Annotated in this window: 17 protein-coding genes; 8 read left to right on the top strand and 9 right to left on the bottom strand. The window is 68.6% G+C overall.

Going from position 1 to position 15155, the window contains the following annotated elements; all coding sequences use genetic code 11:
- Positions 1-141 precede the first annotated feature (141 nt).
- The 3 genes from ACUSIJ_RS26025 to ACUSIJ_RS26015 all read left to right on the top strand — a co-directional run bounded on the left by ACUSIJ_RS26025 (position 142) and on the right by ACUSIJ_RS26015 (position 3992).
- A complete protein-coding gene (locus ACUSIJ_RS26025) occupies positions 142-1815 on the top strand; it encodes an NAD+ synthase (protein WP_449311329.1) in 1674 nt (557 codons plus the stop codon).
- Between the two features lie 22 nt (positions 1816-1837).
- Positions 1838-3202 (top strand): glutamate--tRNA ligase, encoded by a 1365-nt coding sequence (gene gltX / locus ACUSIJ_RS26020; RefSeq protein WP_449311328.1) that lies wholly within the window; start codon positions 1838-1840, stop codon positions 3200-3202.
- A gap of 163 nt (positions 3203-3365) precedes the next feature.
- Positions 3366-3992 (top strand): helix-turn-helix domain-containing protein, encoded by a 627-nt coding sequence (locus ACUSIJ_RS26015; RefSeq protein ID WP_449311327.1) that lies wholly within the window; start codon positions 3366-3368, stop codon positions 3990-3992.
- An 18-nt stretch (positions 3993-4010) separates the two neighbouring features.
- Here the strand turns inward: ACUSIJ_RS26015 and ACUSIJ_RS26010 are convergent, their stop codons facing one another.
- The 3 genes from ACUSIJ_RS26010 to ACUSIJ_RS26000 form a co-directional block, all read right to left on the bottom strand.
- Positions 4011-4922: a c-type cytochrome gene (locus ACUSIJ_RS26010; RefSeq protein WP_449311326.1), complete on the bottom strand. Its 912-nt coding sequence runs from the start codon at positions 4920-4922 to the stop codon at positions 4011-4013.
- Between the two features lie 6 nt (positions 4923-4928).
- Complete coding sequence (locus ACUSIJ_RS26005; protein WP_449311325.1) at positions 4929-5360, bottom strand: c-type cytochrome; 432 nt, start codon at positions 5358-5360, stop codon at positions 4929-4931.
- 198 nt (positions 5361-5558) lie between these two features.
- Positions 5559-5903 carry a rhodanese-like domain-containing protein gene (locus ACUSIJ_RS26000; protein ID WP_449311324.1) on the bottom strand — a complete coding sequence of 115 codons (345 nt, stop codon included), beginning with the start codon at positions 5901-5903 and terminating at the stop codon, positions 5559-5561.
- Positions 5904-6067: 164 nt separating this feature from the next.
- Between ACUSIJ_RS26000 and ACUSIJ_RS25995 the strand changes: the two genes are divergently transcribed.
- From ACUSIJ_RS25995 to ACUSIJ_RS25975, 5 genes are all read left to right on the top strand, one after another.
- Entirely contained in the window at positions 6068-7123 is a 1056-nt protein-coding gene (locus tag ACUSIJ_RS25995; RefSeq protein WP_449311323.1) for a cysteine synthase A, read from the top strand.
- Positions 7124-7256: 133 nt separating this feature from the next.
- Positions 7257-8153, top strand: a complete 897-nt coding sequence (locus ACUSIJ_RS25990; RefSeq protein WP_449311322.1) for a BadF/BadG/BcrA/BcrD ATPase family protein — start codon at positions 7257-7259, stop codon at positions 8151-8153.
- Positions 8150-9364, top strand: a complete 1215-nt coding sequence (gene nagA, locus ACUSIJ_RS25985; RefSeq protein ID WP_449311321.1) for an N-acetylglucosamine-6-phosphate deacetylase — start codon at positions 8150-8152, stop codon at positions 9362-9364. The genes ACUSIJ_RS25990 and nagA overlap by 4 nt, the downstream gene beginning before the upstream one ends.
- Before the next feature lie 50 nt (positions 9365-9414).
- Positions 9415-10218 (top strand): dihydropteroate synthase, encoded by an 804-nt coding sequence (folP, locus tag ACUSIJ_RS25980; protein WP_449311350.1) that lies wholly within the window; start codon positions 9415-9417, stop codon positions 10216-10218.
- 279 nt (positions 10219-10497) lie between these two features.
- A complete protein-coding gene (locus tag ACUSIJ_RS25975; RefSeq protein WP_449311320.1) occupies positions 10498-10947 on the top strand; it encodes an RrF2 family transcriptional regulator in 450 nt (149 codons plus the stop codon).
- 57 nt (positions 10948-11004) lie between these two features.
- On the opposite strand, the gene coaA is transcribed toward ACUSIJ_RS25975, so the two are convergent.
- The 6 genes from coaA to ACUSIJ_RS25945 all read right to left on the bottom strand — a co-directional run bounded on the left by coaA (position 11005) and on the right by ACUSIJ_RS25945 (position 15112).
- The gene (gene coaA, locus ACUSIJ_RS25970) at positions 11005-11955 is read right to left on the bottom strand and encodes a type I pantothenate kinase (protein WP_449311319.1); all 951 of its coding nucleotides are present in this window, start codon (positions 11953-11955) and stop codon (positions 11005-11007) included.
- A 77-nt stretch (positions 11956-12032) separates the two neighbouring features.
- Positions 12033-12365: a phosphoribosyl-ATP diphosphatase gene (locus ACUSIJ_RS25965; protein WP_449311318.1), complete on the bottom strand. Its 333-nt coding sequence runs from the start codon at positions 12363-12365 to the stop codon at positions 12033-12035.
- Entirely contained in the window at positions 12362-13183 is an 822-nt protein-coding gene (gene hisF / locus ACUSIJ_RS25960; RefSeq protein ID WP_449311317.1) for an imidazole glycerol phosphate synthase subunit HisF, read from the bottom strand. The genes ACUSIJ_RS25965 and hisF overlap by 4 nt, the downstream gene beginning before the upstream one ends.
- On the bottom strand, positions 13183-13947 hold the full coding sequence (gene hisA, locus ACUSIJ_RS25955; protein ID WP_449311316.1) for a 1-(5-phosphoribosyl)-5-[(5-phosphoribosylamino)methylideneamino]imidazole-4-carboxamide isomerase: 765 nt from the start codon (positions 13945-13947) through the stop codon (positions 13183-13185). Before hisA ends, hisF begins: the two co-directional genes overlap by 1 nt.
- Positions 13935-14585, bottom strand: a complete 651-nt coding sequence (gene hisH, locus ACUSIJ_RS25950) for an imidazole glycerol phosphate synthase subunit HisH (protein ID WP_449311315.1) — start codon at positions 14583-14585, stop codon at positions 13935-13937. Before hisH ends, hisA begins: the two co-directional genes overlap by 13 nt.
- Complete coding sequence (locus tag ACUSIJ_RS25945; protein ID WP_449311314.1) at positions 14582-15112, bottom strand: DUF2628 domain-containing protein; 531 nt, start codon at positions 15110-15112, stop codon at positions 14582-14584. Before ACUSIJ_RS25945 ends, hisH begins: the two co-directional genes overlap by 4 nt.
- Positions 15113-15155: the final 43 nt, after the last annotated feature.

Genomic DNA, 15155 nt, shown 5'->3' with positions numbered 1-15155 from the left:
GAAACCGCCATATCCAACGTCATGCCATGAGCCTATAATTTCTCTGCAATCAGTCGACATTGACTCCCGCCCGGGGTCATCCATAAAGGGCGAAGGGCAATGCGCCTTTTCCTTTACGCACACATGGTCTAAACCATTCGCATGACAGAGCTCCGTCAAAGTTTGCGCATTGCGCTGGCGCAACTCAATCCGCTTGTCGGCGACATCGGCGGCAATCTGTCGCGCGCGCGCGACGCGCGGCGCGAGGCGGCCCGGCAGAAGGCCGACGTCATCCTGTTTCCGGAACTGTTCCTGGCCGGCTATTCGCCCGAGGATCTGGTGCTGAAACCGGCCTTCGTCGCGGCGTGCATGCAGGCCTGCAACGACCTCGCCCGCGATACCGCCGACGGCGGCCCGGCCGTGCTCATCGGCCTGCCGTGGCGGGAGGCCGGGCGCCTGCACAATGCGGTCGCCCACCTCGACGGCGGGGCGATCGCGGGGCGGGCGCTCAAGGTCGACCTGCCCAACTACGGCGTCTTCGACGAGAAGCGGGTGTTCGAGCCCGGCCCGGCGCCGGAGCCGCTCACCGTGCGCGGCGTGCGGGTGGGCGTGCCGATCTGCGAGGATATCTGGACGCCGGGCCCCGTGGCGGCGCTGAAATCGGCGGGTGCGCAGCTTCTGCTGGTGCCCAACGGCTCGCCCTACCGGCGCGGCGTCGACGCGGAGCGTTTCGGTGTCGCCCACGCCAGGGTGGGCGAAAGCGGCCTGCCGCTCGCCTATGTCAACCAGGTCGGCGGCCAGGACGAACTCGTGTTCGACGGCGCCTCCTTCGCCCTCGATGCGGACGCATCGCCGGCCGTGCAACTGCCATCTTTCGGCGAGGCGATCGTGGCCGTCGAGGCGCGGTCCACCCCGGCGGGATGGCGGCTGCGGCACGAGACGCCCGCCGCCGTCCCGCTGGGCGACGAGGCGGATTACGCCGCCTGCGTGCTGGGCCTGCGCGACTACGTGACGAAAAACCGCTTTCCCGGGGTGGTGCTCGGCCTTTCGGGCGGCATCGACTCGGCGCTGGCGGCGGCGATCGCCGTCGACGCGCTGGGGCCGGAGCGCGTGCATTGCGTCATGCTGCCCTATCGCTTCACGGCAAGCGAGAGCCTCGAGGACGCGGCCGCCTGCGCCGGGTCGCTCGGCGTGCGCTACGACGTGCTGCCCATCGCCGCCGCCGTCGAGGGGCTGGAGGCTTCGCTTGCGCCGCTCTTCGCCAACCTGCCGCGCGACGTCACGGAAGAGAACCTGCAGAGCCGCGCGCGCGGCACGATCCTGATGGCGCTGTCGAACAAGTTCGGCGCCATGGTGCTGACCACCGGCAACAAGTCGGAGGTCAGCGTCGGCTACGCCACGCTCTACGGCGACATGAACGGCGGCTTCAATCCGCTCAAGGATCTCTACAAGACGCAGGTCTTCAGGCTGGCGCGGCTGCGCAACCGCTGGAAGCCCGAAGGCGCGCTGGGGCCGGACGGCCCCGTCATCCCGGAGCGGATCATCACCAAGGTGCCCACGGCGGAGCTGCGCGAAAACCAGACCGATCAGGATTCCCTGCCGCCCTACGACGTTCTCGACGACATCCTCGACGGGCTCGTCGAGCATGAATTGTCGCTGGCCGAGATCGTGGCGCGCGGCCACGATCCCGATACCGTGCGCAGGGTGGAGCGCCTGCTCGCCATCGCCGAATACAAGCGCCGGCAGGCCGCGCCGGGGGTCAAGGTGAGCCGGCGGAATTTCGGCCGCGACCGGCGCTATCCGATCACCAACGGTTTTCGCGACCTCCTTTCGTAAAGCCCTCAATGGCCGCAGGTTCATGACAGACATTGTTTCGCCGACCGTCCGCTTCGCACCCTCGCCCACGGGGTTCCTGCATATCGGCAACGCGCGGCCGGCCCTGCTCAACTGGCTTTTCCGGCTGCGGCACGAGGGGCGCTTCATCCTGCGGCTCGACGACACCGACGGTTTGCGCTCCACGGAGGAGTACGCCCAGGCGGCGGTGGAGGATCTGACGTGGCTCGGCATCCTGCCCGACGCGTTCTTCCGCCAGTCCGAGCGGTTCGCGCTCTATGACGCCACCGTCCAGCGGCTGATCGACGAGGGGCGGCTCTATCCCTGCTACGAGACGGCGGAGGAGCTGGAGCGCCGCCGCAAGCTGCAGCTCGCGCGCGGCCTGCCGCCGACCTACGACCGCGCCGCGCTCAGGCTCACCGGCTCGGAACGCGCCAAGCTCGAGGAAGAGGGTCGCCGCCCCCACTGGCGCTTCCTGCTCGACCACCGTGTCGTCACCTGGGAGGATCTGTGCCGCGGCGAGATCGGCATCGACTGCGCCTCCCTGTCCGACCCGATCCTGCGCCGGGAGGACGGCTCGTACCTCTATACCCTGCCCTCCGTCATCGACGACATCGACATGGGTATCACCCATGTGATTCGCGGCGAGGACCACATCACCAACACCGCCGTGCAGATCCAGCTGTTCGAGGCCCTCGGCGGCCAGGTGCCGGTGTTCGCGCACCATAACCTGCTCACCACCGCCTCCGGCGACGGGCTGTCGAAACGCCTCGGGCACCTGTCACTGCGCGAGCTGCGGTCCGCCGGGATGGAGCCGATGGCGGTCGCCTCGCTCGCCGTGCTGGTCGGATCGTCCGAGCCGGTGCGTCCGGTCGGATCGCTGGAGGAACTGTCGGAAATCGTCGACATCACCCGCCTGTCCCACGCGCCGGCGAAGTTCGACGAGAAGGAGCTGGCGCAGCTCAACGCCAGGCTTCTGCACGAACTGCCCTACGAGGCGGTGCGCGAGCGGCTGACCGCGCTCAAGGTCGGCGGCGGAGAGGAGTTCTGGCTCGTCGTGCGCGGCAACATCGCGCGCCTCATCGACGCGCACGACTGGTGGGAGATCGTCTCGGGCCCGCTGAAGCCGGTGATCGACGACCCGCTCGTGCCGCATGCCGCGGCGAGCAAGCTGCCCGCCGGGCCGTGGACCAGGGAGGTGTGGTCGCCCTTCGCCTGGCAGGTATGGACGCAGGCGATTGCCGCCGAGACCGGCAAGAAGGGCCGGGAACTGTTCCGCCCGCTGCGCCTCGCCCTGACCGGGCGCGAGCACGGGCCGGAGCTCGCCAACCTGCTGCCGCTCATCGGCCATGAGCGGGCGCTGGCCCGGCTCGAGGGGCAGGAGGCGTAGGCGGACGGCGCGCCATTGACTTCTTTCCGCTTCGCCGTGGCGCATTCGCTATTGACGCCCGGTGCTTCATCATCACATGTCGTTCTAAGGATCAAACGAACGTCCGCTATGTGGAATTCGTGATGATCCGACGTCAGTATCGGGGCATGGATCAGGGGTAGGGATGGCGACCGAAACCGAAGGCGGACGCGAGAAGACGCGCGACCTCAGCGCGGGGGCGCAATTGCTGTCCGGGCAGCTCGGCAAGACGGTGCAGCGGCTGCGCAAGGCCTATAATCTGTCCCTGTCCGAGCTTGCCGAACAGTCCGGCGTGGCGAAATCCATCATCAGCCAGATCGAGCGCAACGAGACGAACCCGACGCTCGCCACCATCTGGCGGCTGTCGCAGGCGCTCGACGTCTCCATCGACCGGGTGCTCGCGGCCGACACCGACGAGCCCTTCATCGAGAAGATCTCGCGTCCCGATACGCCGATCCTGGTGTCGGACGACGGACGCATGCGGCTTGCCATCATCGGCTGGATCAAGACGGTGGAATGGCTGCAGTGGTACGACGTCTATTCGGAGCCGGGCGGCGTGCTCGATTCCGACGCGCACCAGCGCGGCTCGGTGGAGAGCCTGTCGGTGATCGAGGGCGCATTCGAGGTTGAGATCGCCGGCACCGTGCACGAGGCGCGCGCGGGCGAAAGCCTGCGCTACCGCTGCGACCGGCCGCACACGGTGCGCGCCGTCGGCGACGCGCCGAGCCGGGCGGTCATGGTGTGCATCCTCAAGGCCGCGGTGATGGACTGACCGGGCTGACCACTGTTCTCAGCGATTCGACGGGATCGGCGGCAGCGACAACAGGTATTCGGCGATCGCCTCGCGGTCGGATTGCGGCAGGCGGGTGGTGTTCTCGACCACTGCCCGCATGCCGCCGCCGACCGTATCGAACTCGGGTGTGAAGCCCGATGTCAGCAGTTCGACGATCTCCTCCTTCGACCAGCCGCCGATGCCGTCCGCGTGGGGCGTGATGTTGGGTATCGTGCCCTTGCCGTCCGGGCTCGGGCCGCCGGAAAAACGCCTGTCGGCGATGACCGCTCCGGCGAAGTTGCGCGGGCTGTGGCATTCGGCGCAGTGCCCGATGCCTTCCACCAGATAGGCGCCCCGGTTCCACTCCACTGTGCGCGCCGGATCGGGCGCGAATTCCCTGCCGTCGAGGAAGGCGAGCTTCCACAGGCCGAGCCCCCGGCTGACGTTGAACGGGAATGGCAGGTCATGGCCCGGCGCCCTGCCGGCAACGGGATCGAGCGACTTGATGTAGGCGAGGAGATCGGCGAGATCCTTCGCACTGACGCGCTGGAACGAGGTATAGGGAAAGGCGGGATAGTAGTGCCGGCCGTCGGGCGATACGCCGGCCTGCATGGCGCGCACGAAATCCCGCTCGCTCCAGGCGCCGATGCCGTCGGCGGGATGGGGCGAGATGTTGGGCGCGTGGAAAGTGCCGAACGCCGTTACCAGCGCCAGCCCGCCGCCGAGAGAGAGCGGATCTTCCGCCCCCGGCGTGGCGTGGCAGGAGGCGCAATAGCCGGCGTGGAACAGCAGTTCGCCGTTGGCGAGATCGCGTGGCCCCTCCGGGATGGGCTCCTGTCCGGCCGCGATCCGGGCGGGATCGGTCAGCCACCAGAAGACGGCGCCACCCGCGAGCAGCAGCGCCAGCAAGATGACGAGCGCCCGCCGCATGGGCGCCTACTGCGGCCTGCGGAAGGTCTGATGGCAGTCGCCGCATGCCTTGTTGACGGCGGAGAAAGCGGCCTTGAAGCTATCGAGGTCCTGCGCGGCCAGTCCCTGCTTCGCCTCATTGCCGAGGGTCGCGAAGCCGGCGAGGAAGGCGTCGTTGTCCTCCCAGATCGCCGGCAAGGCCCTGGTCTTGCCGGTGTCGGACCCTTCCGGAAAGAGCGCCGGGCCCCTTTCGGACAGCGCCAGATAGGTGTTGAAGATCTCCTGCGACTTCGCTGCGTCGAATGGCACCTCGCCCTTGGCGATCCCGGCAGCCGCGCGCGTCGCACCCGCCAGCTCCTTCATCAGCTCCTGACGCTGGGAGATGACGTCCTCCTGAGCGCGCAGCGCTCCCGAACCATGGGCGGCGAGACCAACGGCGAATACGGCTGCAATAGCCAACGAACGAAACATCCCGGCTAACCTCTCAGGCGACATACATGAGAGGGACGGCCGAGTGTCGCGCAGTCATCGACACGCCCCGTTATCAACGGTCCAGCTTAGTACTATCATAAGCTGGAACATTTCCAAGATAACGAGCGCGTGAGTATTCCCCGCCTGTGGACAGTCCCGGACGCGAAGCGGCGTCCGCCCCCGGGTTTATGGCTCGTCGCCTGTCCCGACCGGCTCGCCGCGGGCGACCCAGTCCTTGAAGCTGCCCTTGTAGTGCTCGTTGAGGTCGAGCCCGGCCGCCTGCGAGGCCGCCAGCGCCCGCAGGGTGCGCCCGCCGGAGTTGCACGAGAAGACGACGCGCCGCCCCCCGGCGTCGGGCAGCGCCGCCGGATCGAAGGTGGACAGCGGCACGGAGACGGAGCCCGGGATGTGGCCGGCCCGGTATTCCTCCGGCTCGCGCACGTCGATCAGCAGCAGCGAGCCGTCGGCGAGCCCGCGCTTCACCTCGTCGATACCCACATCGACGACGCCTTTTGGTGGGGTGTTGGTCATTCCTGTCTCCTGCTCGCGGCGCCGGTTGCCGCCGGACCGTCTTTCCGGCCGACGCGCCCAATTACACGCCTGTTTCGTATTTCGCTTCTTTTTACATAGTAAATAGACAATTCAACCGATCTCTTTTAGCCTGCACGGATGGATCTGGAAAGGTGGAGACCTTCATGGGCAATGCAGCACAATTCACGGCAAGGGTCGCGAAAAACGTCGCGGAGGCGGTCGGCAACACGCCGCTCATCCGGCTCAACAAGGCGTCGGAGCTGACGGGTTCCGAGATCTGGGGCAAGGCGGAGTTTCTCAATCCGGGCCAGTCCGTGAAGGACCGGGCTGCGCTCTACATCATCAGCGACGCCATCGCGCGCGGCGAGCTCAAGCCGGGCGGCACCATCGTGGAAGGCACCGCCGGCAACACCGGCATCGGGCTTGCGGTCATCGGCAACGCGCTCGGCTTCCGCACGGTCATCGTCATTCCCGACACCCAGTCGCAGGAAAAGAAGGACGCGCTGCGCCTGCTCGGCGCGGAGCTGCTCGAAGTGCCGGCCGTGCCCTACGCCAACCCCAACAACTACGTGAAGGTATCGGGCCGCACCGCCGAGGCGCTCGCCGCCGCCGACCCCAACGGCGCGATCTGGGCCAACCAGTTCGACAACGTCGCCAACCGCCAGGCGCATGTCGAGGGCACCGGCCCGGAGATCTGGGACCAGCTCGGCGGCAAAGTCGACGGTTTCGTGTCCGCGGTCGGCACCGGCGGCACGCTCGCCGGCGTCGGCATCGCGCTGAAGGAACGCAACAAGGACGTGAAGATCGCCCTCGCCGATCCGCTGGGGGCTGCGCTCTACAGCTACTACACCACGGGCGAGCTCAAGGCGACGGGCACCTCGATCACCGAGGGCATCGGCCAGGGCCGCATCACGAAGAACCTCGAGGGCGCGCCCATCGACATCGCCTACCAGATCCCGGACGCGGAGGCGCTGCCCTATATCTTCGATCTGGTGCTGGACGAGGGACTGATTCTGGGCGGCTCCTCGGCCATCAACATCGCCGGCGCGATCAAGCTGGCGCAGGAGCTCGGTCCCGGCAAGACCATCGTCACCATTCTGGCCGACTACGGCAACCGCTACCAGTCGAAGCTGTTCAACCCCGAGTTCCTGCGCTCGAAGGAGCTGCCCGTGCCGGAGTGGCTCGAACGCGCGCCGAGGGTGGAGCCCAATCTGGTGTGACGCGCGCCGGCACCCCCGCAAGTCACGCGAAAACCCATCGAATTGATCCGAAAAGCGGTTTACACTTTCCTGCTCGATGCTTCGGCGCTATCGGTGAAACGACACGATCGACGGCATTTCATACGGACGGGAGATGGCGGGCCTGTATTACCTCGGCATAGACGGCGGCGGCACCGGCTGCCGGGCGCGGCTGCGCGACGCGGCGGGCCGCCTTCTGGGCGAAGGCAAGAACGGCTCGGCCAATGTACGCCTCGATGTCGCACGCGTGCGGCAATCCATCCTCGATTCCGCCGAGGCCGCGCGCCGGGCAGCCGGCCTCGATGCCGCGATCTGGCGCGACACCATCGCCGGACTCGGCCTCGCCGGAGCCGGGCAGGCCAGCGCCTGCCAGCGCCTGCTGGCGCAGCCGTTTCCCTTTGCCGGCATCGCGCTGGACACGGACGCCTATACGGCCTGGCTCGGCGCGACCGAGGGCGACGCACCGGACGACCGCGGCGCCATCCTCATCGTCGGCACCGGCGTCTGCGGGTTCATGGAGCGGGGCGGCGCGCGCATCAACATCGGCGGCTGGGGCTTTCCCGTGTCCGATGACGGCAGCGGCGCGGTCACCGGCCGCGAGGCCGTGCGCTACGCGCTCAAGGTCTACGACGGGCTGCTGCCGGCGAGCTCGCTGGCCGCCGCCGTCCTGGCCGACATCGGCCCCACGCCGGAGCAGGTGGTGGACTGGTCCGACGGGGCGACGCCCGCCGACTATGCCCGTTTCGCGCCGCTCGTCTACGCCCATGCGGCGCAGGGCGACGCCCTCGCCCGCCGCATCGCCGCGGAGGCCGCCGGCTTCGTCGACGAGCTGGCGCTGCGCCTGCTGGCGCTCGGCGCGCCGCGCGTCCACCTCATCGGCGGCCTCGCCGACACGGTGCGGCCGTGGCTCTCGGCCGCGGCGCAGAAGGCCCTGGCGCCCCCGCGCGCCGATGCGCTCGACGGGGCCATCATCATGGCCCGCGCCTTCCGCGCCGGAAAAGACGCGCCATGATCCGACCCGTATCGAGCCGCGCGGATGCGCTGCATGCCCTCGTCGGCGCGCGCATCCTCGGCGACGGCGCGGACCATGACGACCCGTGGCTTGCCGGCCATGCACTGGTGATCGCCGACGGCCGCATCGCCGCCGTCCTGCCGGAGGCGGCGCTCGACCCCGCCATCGCGCGCCGGCGTATCGCCGGGCGGCTCGTGCCCGGCTTCATCGACGTGCAGGTCAACGGCGGCGGCGGGGTGCTGTTCAACGATTCGGCCGATGTCGCGGGCATCGCCGCCATCGGCGCCGCGCACCGGCACCATGGCACCACGGGGTTCCTGCCCACCTTCATCACCGATACGCCCGAGCGGATGCAGCGCGCCATCGACGCGGCGCGGGCGGCGGCGAGAGCCGGCGTGCCGGGCTTTCTCGGCATTCACCTGGAAGGACCGTTCCTCAACCCGGCGCGCAAGGGCGTGCACGACGCGTCGCTGATTCGCCCGATCGCCGACGACGACGTGCGGCGGATCGCCGCCCTCGCCCGCGATCTCGCGCCGGACTTCAGGGTGCTCGTGACGCTCGCGCCGGAGCGCGTTCCCGCTGGCGCCCTCGCCCGGCTGGCGGAGGCGGGCGTGGTGCTCTCGGCCGGACATACCGCCGCGAGCGCCGATGAGATCGCGCAGGCGCGCGCGCTCGGCGTCACTGGCTTCACCCATCTCTTCAACGCCATGCCGCCGATGGCCGGACGCGACCCCGGCCCGGTGGGCGCGGCCATCACCGACGCGCAGGCCTATATCGGCATCATCGCCGACGGGCATCACGTCTCGCCCGTGTCGCTGAAGGCGGCGATCCGCGCCCACGGGCCGGCGCGCGTCATGCTGGTCACGGACGCCATGCCCTCCGTCGGCGCCGCCGACGACACGTTCTCCCTGCTCGGCCGCACGATCACCCGCGAGCACACGCCCCTCGGCGGCCGCCTCACGGCCGAGGACGGCACGCTCGCCGGCTCCGACCTCGACATGGCGTCCGCCGTGCGCAATGCCGTGGCGCACCTCGACGTGCCGCTCGCGCAGGCGCTGCGCATGGCCTCGGCCTATCCGGCGGCGTTTCTGGGCCTCGATCACGCATTCGGCGCCATCAGGCCGGGCCAGCGCGCGAGCCTCGCCCTGCTCGACGACACCCTCGCCGTCACCGCCACCTGGATAGACGGCGTGGAAGGAGAAGCATCGTGACCATCCCAACGACCTTCAGTGAGCGGCTCGCCCAAGACCCGCCGCTGATCATGGGCGTCCTCAACGTCACCCCGGATTCGTTCTCCGACGGCGGGCTGTTCGACGCCCCCGCGGCGGCGCTCGCGCAGGCGCGGAGGATGCTGGACGAGGAAGCGGACATCATCGACATCGGCGGCGAATCGACGCGCCCCGGCCACGCCCCCGTCTCCGCCGAGGCGGAACAGGCGCGTGTGCTGCCGGTTCTGGAGGCGGTCGTGCCGATCGCGCGCGCCCGCGCCGTTCCCGTATCGATCGACACCTACAAGGCCTCGACCGCCCGCGCCGCGCTCGAAGCCGGGGCCGAAATCGTCAACGATGTCTGGGGCTTGCAGCGCGATCCGGCAATCGCCGACGTCGCGGCGGCGTTCGGCGCGCCGGTGATCGTCATGCACAACCGCGAGGCGGCCGATCCCGCAATCGATATCGTCGACGACATGCGCCGTTTCTTCGAGCGCTCCCTCGCCATCGCCCGGCGGGCGGGCATCAGGGACGCCGACATCGTCCTCGATCCCGGCATCGGCTTCGGCAAGACGGCGGAGCAAAGCATGCAGGCCCTTCATGCGCTTGCGCAAATCCGGCGGATGGGCTACCCGGTGCTGGCGGGGGCCTCGCGAAAATCCTTCATCGGCGCGCTGATCGGCCGCCCCGCGCCGGAACGCCTCAACGGCACGCTGGCGGCGCATCTGTTCGCCCTGGCGCAGGGCGCTGCCATTCTGCGTGTGCATGACGTGCGCGCGCATGTCGAGGCGCTTCGCGTCTGGCGCGCGCTCAGCGCCGCCGACGGCCGGGAGCCTTCCGCCGCCTCCGGCAAATGACCGCACTCTCTCCGCCGGGTGCAATCTTGCACAGAAAAAACAACGCGATATATTTTGTAAAGTATAGCGATTTGGTAAAAGTATACATATTTTAAAGCCATTCCAGTTTTGCGCGACGGGCGGAGAAACGATGCGATACCAAGAGCTTCATCCAGGCGCTGATTCGACGGCGGGCGATGCGCGTGAATCATGGCGCCCTGCCGGTGATGCCACCGCGACAGGCCTCCGCGACGAGCCGGAACCCCGTACTGCTGATTTCACGAAAAGAGACAAATCAATATGTTAACGAAGAAGGGGAAATACGGTCTCAAGGCCGCCGTCCATCTCGCGCGCCTGCCTCCCGGCACATCGGCACTGGTGGCCGACATCGCGGAGAGCAACAACATCCCGAAGAAATTCCTCGACGCCATCCTGGGCGAGTTGCGCAACGCAGGCTTCCTGCACAGCAAGAAGGGCAAGGGCGGCGGCTACATGCTCGCGCGTCCGCCGGAGACCATCATCGTCGGCGATGTGGTGCGCGTGCTCGACGGCCCGCTGGCGCCCCTGCCCTGCGCCAGCAAGACCGCCTACCGCCCCTGCGAGGACTGCCCCAACGAAGACGCCTGCGCCGTGCGGCTGATGATGCTGGAAGTGCGCGAAGCGATCGCCCGCGTGCTCGACAGGCGCAACCTCGCCGAAATGCGGGATCTGCCGAAGGACGAGATGGATTCCTTCGTCTACCATATCTGACGCCGACGCTCCCGGACTTCGCTCGAAAACGCCGTAGACCGAGGCCGCGCTGACGCCTCACAGCCGCCGCAGCGCCACTTCCTCGATGCGGTGGCTGTCGCCCTTGCGCAGGATGAGGCTGGCGCGCTGGCGGGTGGGCAGGATGTTGTCGCGCAGGTTGATGAGGTTGGTCCCGGTCCACAGCTCTTCCGCCGTCTGCCGCGCCTCGTCCTCCGGCACCTCGGCATAGCGGCGGAAGTAGGATTGCGGATTGCGGAACGCCGTCTCGCGCAACCGCATGAACCGGCTGACGTACCATTCGTGCAGCCTGTCCTCGTCGGCGTCCACGTAGATCGAGAAATCGAAGAAGTCGGACACGAACGGTATTGCCCGGCCATCCTTGGGCAGGCGCGCGGGCTGGAGCACGTTCAACCCCTCGACGATGAGGATGTCCGGCCGGTCGACGATCTCCTCCTCGCCGGGAACCACGTCGTAGGTGAGGTGCGAGTAGACCGGCGCGCGCACGTTGCGCGCCCCCGCCTTGATCGCCGTGAGGAAGCGCAGCAGCGCCGGCGTGTCGTAGCTTTCGGGGAAGCCCTTGCGCCTCATGATGCCGAGCCGCTGGAGCTCCGCATTCGGAAACAGGAAGCCGTCGGTGGTGAGAAGCTGCACCTTCGGCGTATTGGGCCAGCGCGCCAGCAGCGCCTCCAGCACGCGGGCGGTGGTGGACTTGCCCGCCGCCACCGATCCGGCGATGCCGATGATGTAGGGCACCTTGCCGTCCTCGACCGCCAGAAACCGCTCGGTTGCGCGGAACAGCCCCTGCATCGCCGCGACATAGAGCGACAGCAGGCGCGACAGCGGCAGATAGATCTCCGCGACCTCCGACAGCGACAACCGGTCGTTGAGCGACTGCAGGCGCACCAGCTCGTCGACGGTGAGCGTCATGGGTGTATCGGCGCGCAGGCTCGCCCATTCCTCGCGGGTGAAAACCCGGTAGGGCGACAATTCTCCGTTCAGCGGTGTCATGCCAGCCTCCACACTGCGACCCGCGCCGCTGCCCGCCGGCGCCGTCGATTCAGCATGATCTTCAAGAAACGACCTGATCAGGGTTTTCTGGCCGCCTTTTCCTCAAGACCAGATTGGGCTGTCCGCCGTTTAAGCTCGTTCAGCACATCGTGCAATGCAATATTTCGCGCTTGCAGCACGACGAGAAGGTGGTAGAGCACGTCCGCGCTCTCGGCCACGAGCCCGTCGCGGTCGCCCTCGACGGCCGCGATCACTGCCTCGACCGCCTCCTCGCCGAGTTTCTTGGCTGAACGACCGACGCCGCCGGCAAGGAGGCGTGCGGTGTAGGACACGTCCGGGCTCTCGGCCCCGCGCCGCGCGACGATGGCTTCCAGATCCTCGAGGGTGAAGGACTTTTCGCTGTCGCTCATGCCGCCCCGCCTCCTGTCCTGCCCACCCGGTGGTCGCGACGCACGGGAAGCCCCGCCGCCGCCAGGGCGTCCTTGGCTTCAGCTACCGTGAAGGCGCCGAAATGAAAGATGGACGCCGCCAGCACCGCCGTGGCGTGGCCGTCGCGGATGCCCGCGACCAGATGCTCCAGCGTGCCGACGCCGCCCGAGGCGATCACCGGCACCGGCACCGCATCGGCGATGGCGCGGGTGAGGGCGATGTCGTAGCCGGCCTTGGTGCCGTCGCGGTCCATGGAAGTGACGAGCAGTTCGCCCGCGCCCAGCTCCACCACCTCCTCGGCGAAGGCGACGGCGTCGATGCCGGTCGCCTTGCGGCCGCCGTGGGTGAAGATTTCCCAGGACGGTGTTTCATTCGCCGGGTCCTCACCGGGGCCGGACACGCGCTTGGCGTCGATGGCGACGACGATGCACTGGCTGCCGAACTTCTCCGCCGCCTGGCGCACGAAACGCCGGTCGTTGACCGCGGCCGTGTTGATCGACACCTTGTCCGCGCCGGCGAGCAGCAGCGCGCGGATGTCGTCGACCTTGCGCACGCCCCCGCCCACGGTCAGCGGGATGAAGCAGGCCTCGGCGGTGCGCCGCACCACGTCAAGCAGGATGCCGCGATCCTCGTGGCTTGCGGTGATATCGAGGAAGCACAGCTCGTCCGCGCCGGCGGCGTCGTAAGCGCGGGCTGCCTCCACCGGATCGCCCGCGTCGCGCAGGCCCACGAATTGCACGCCCTTGACCACGCGCCCGTCCTTCACGTCGAGGCAGGGGATGATGCGGTTCTTCAGCATCAGCGCGCTCCTTCCGAAGAGGCCGGGGAGGTCCTTGCGATAAGCGCGATGGCCTCGCGCGGATCGAGCCGCCCGTCGTAGAGCGCGCGCCCCGTGATCGCGCCCTCCAGGATGGCGCAGTCGGGTGCGATGAGCCGCTCGACGTCCTTGATGGAGGCAAGCCCGCCCGAGGCGATGACCGGGATGCTCACGGCCCGCGCCAGCGCCAGCGTGCTGTCGATGTTGAGGCCCTGCACCAGCCCGTCGCGGGCGATGTCGGTGTAGATGATGGCCGCAACGCCCGCGTCCTCGAAGCGCTTGCCGAGTTCGACCGCCGTCAGCTCGGAGGTTTCGGCCCAGCCCTCGACGGCGACCTTGCCGTCCCACGCGTCGATGCCGACGGCGACCTTGCCGGGGAACCGTTTCGCGGCCTCGCGCACGAAATCGGGATCGCGCACCGCCGCCGTGCCGATGATGACGCGGGCGATGCCCTTGGCCAACCAGCCCTCGACGGTCGCCAGATTGCGGATGCCGCCGCCGAGCTGCACCGGAATGCGCACGCGCGACAGGATATCGTCCACCGCGGCCTGGTTGACCGGCTTGCCGGCGAAGGCGCCGTCGAGATCGACCACGTGCAGCCACGAGAAGCCCTGTTCGGCGAAGGTCTCGGCCTGTTCGGCCGGGTCGTCGTTGAACACGGTGGCGCGGTTCATGTCGCCCTGAATGAGACGCACGCAGCGGCCGTCCTTCAGGTCGATGGCGGGAAACAGGATCACGGGCGCCACCTCAGGAAATTGGCGATGAGCGCGAGGCCGAGCGCCTGGCTCTTCTCGGGATGGAACTGCACGCCGACGACGTTGTCGCGCGCCACGACGGCGGTGAGCGCGCCGGCGTAGTCGGTCGTCGCCACGAGGTCGGCCGGGTTTTCCGGGTGCAGCGCGTAGGAATGGACGAAATAGGCGTGCAGGCCGTCGGGTCCGGTCGGGATGCCGGCAAGCAGCGCGTGGCCGTTGACCACGTCGAGCGTGTTCCAGCCCATGTGCGGGATCTTCAGCGACGGATCGGCCGGTTCGATCAGCGACACGTCGCCGGCGATCCAGCCGAGGCCCGGCGTGATCTCGTATTCGAGGCCGCGCGTGGCGAGAAGCTGCATGCCGACGCAGATGCCCAGGAATGGCACGCCGCGCCGGCGCACGGCCTCCTCCAGCGCCTCGCCCATGCCCTCCACCGCGTCGAGCCCCCTGCGGCAGTCGGCGAAGGCGCCGACGCCGGGCAGCACGACGCGTGAGGCGGCGCGCACCCGCTCGGGATCGGCGCTGACGTGCGCCACCTCATTGACGCCGGCCTCGCGCGCCGCGCGCTCGAAAGCCTTGTGCACCGAATGCAGATTGCCCGATCCGTAGTCGACGATGACGGTACTCAACGCGGTTCCTCCGCTGCGGGAAACAGGCCGATCACCTCGGGATCGCGCGCCGCATAGGCGGGCTTCGCCCTGGCCGGCGCATGCTGGAGAGGGCCGGCCGGCGCTGTTCCTTGTCCCTGCCGTTGTCCTTGTCCCTGCCCGTCGCCCTCCAGCCAGACGGAAAAGGCGCGCCGCTCGGCCTCGTGGAGATCGGGCGCGACGACGACGCCGCGCAGCGCGAGACCGCGCCGCTCCAGCGACAGCCGGCGCAGGTTGTTGGCCTCGAGCGCGAACAGGATCGCGAGCAGCAGGCCGGCGAGGCCGATCGCCGCATCCGGCACGCCGGCCCATTCCAGCCCGAACGACAGCGCGACGCTCACCAGCAGGAAAGCGAGGGCGACGAGCCAGAGCCCGTTCCACAGGCACCACAGCACCTGAAAGATCAGCGCGCTCCACGAGAAGCCGTCGCGCACCAGCACCGCCTGCTCCAGCGCCTTCGCATCGCCGCGAGCGGCATTGCCGGGCACGTGAAACGTGTAGACAGCCATGTCAGCCTCCCCGCTCCAGAGCGCGTTCCGATCAGACGGAATC

It is taken from the genome of Pseudochelatococcus sp. B33 (assembly GCF_053570585.1).
Note: the sequence above shows the minus strand (reverse complement) of the source record. Positions and strands in the feature narration are given on the sequence as shown.

What these genes read in the sequence shown, in the direction of transcription:
- nagA (WP_449311321.1), top strand. Translation starts at nt 8,150, where the DNA reads ATGATCCGACCCGTATCGAGCCGCGCGGATGCGCTGCATGCCCTCGTC.
- ACUSIJ_RS25965 (WP_449311318.1), bottom strand. Translation starts at nt 12,365, where the DNA reads ATGAGCGACAGCGAAAAGTCCTTCACCCTCGAGGATCTGGAAGCCATC.
- ACUSIJ_RS26010 (WP_449311326.1), bottom strand. Translation starts at nt 4,922, where the DNA reads ATGCGGCGGGCGCTCGTCATCTTGCTGGCGCTGCTGCTCGCGGGTGGC.
- gltX (WP_449311328.1), top strand. Translation starts at nt 1,838, where the DNA reads ATGACAGACATTGTTTCGCCGACCGTCCGCTTCGCACCCTCGCCCACG.
- hisF (WP_449311317.1), bottom strand. Translation starts at nt 13,183, where the DNA reads ATGCTGAAGAACCGCATCATCCCCTGCCTCGACGTGAAGGACGGGCGC.
- ACUSIJ_RS25945 (WP_449311314.1), bottom strand. Translation starts at nt 15,112, where the DNA reads ATGGCTGTCTACACGTTTCACGTGCCCGGCAATGCCGCTCGCGGCGAT.
- ACUSIJ_RS25975 (WP_449311320.1), top strand. Translation starts at nt 10,498, where the DNA reads ATGTTAACGAAGAAGGGGAAATACGGTCTCAAGGCCGCCGTCCATCTC.
- folP (WP_449311350.1), top strand. Translation starts at nt 9,415, where the DNA reads ATGGGCGTCCTCAACGTCACCCCGGATTCGTTCTCCGACGGCGGGCTG.
- ACUSIJ_RS25990 (WP_449311322.1), top strand. Translation starts at nt 7,257, where the DNA reads ATGGCGGGCCTGTATTACCTCGGCATAGACGGCGGCGGCACCGGCTGC.
- coaA (WP_449311319.1), bottom strand. Translation starts at nt 11,955, where the DNA reads ATGACACCGCTGAACGGAGAATTGTCGCCCTACCGGGTTTTCACCCGC.
- ACUSIJ_RS25995 (WP_449311323.1), top strand. Translation starts at nt 6,068, where the DNA reads ATGGGCAATGCAGCACAATTCACGGCAAGGGTCGCGAAAAACGTCGCG.
- ACUSIJ_RS26015 (WP_449311327.1), top strand. Translation starts at nt 3,366, where the DNA reads ATGGCGACCGAAACCGAAGGCGGACGCGAGAAGACGCGCGACCTCAGC.
- ACUSIJ_RS26025 (WP_449311329.1), top strand. Translation starts at nt 142, where the DNA reads ATGACAGAGCTCCGTCAAAGTTTGCGCATTGCGCTGGCGCAACTCAAT.
- ACUSIJ_RS26000 (WP_449311324.1), bottom strand. Translation starts at nt 5,903, where the DNA reads ATGACCAACACCCCACCAAAAGGCGTCGTCGATGTGGGTATCGACGAG.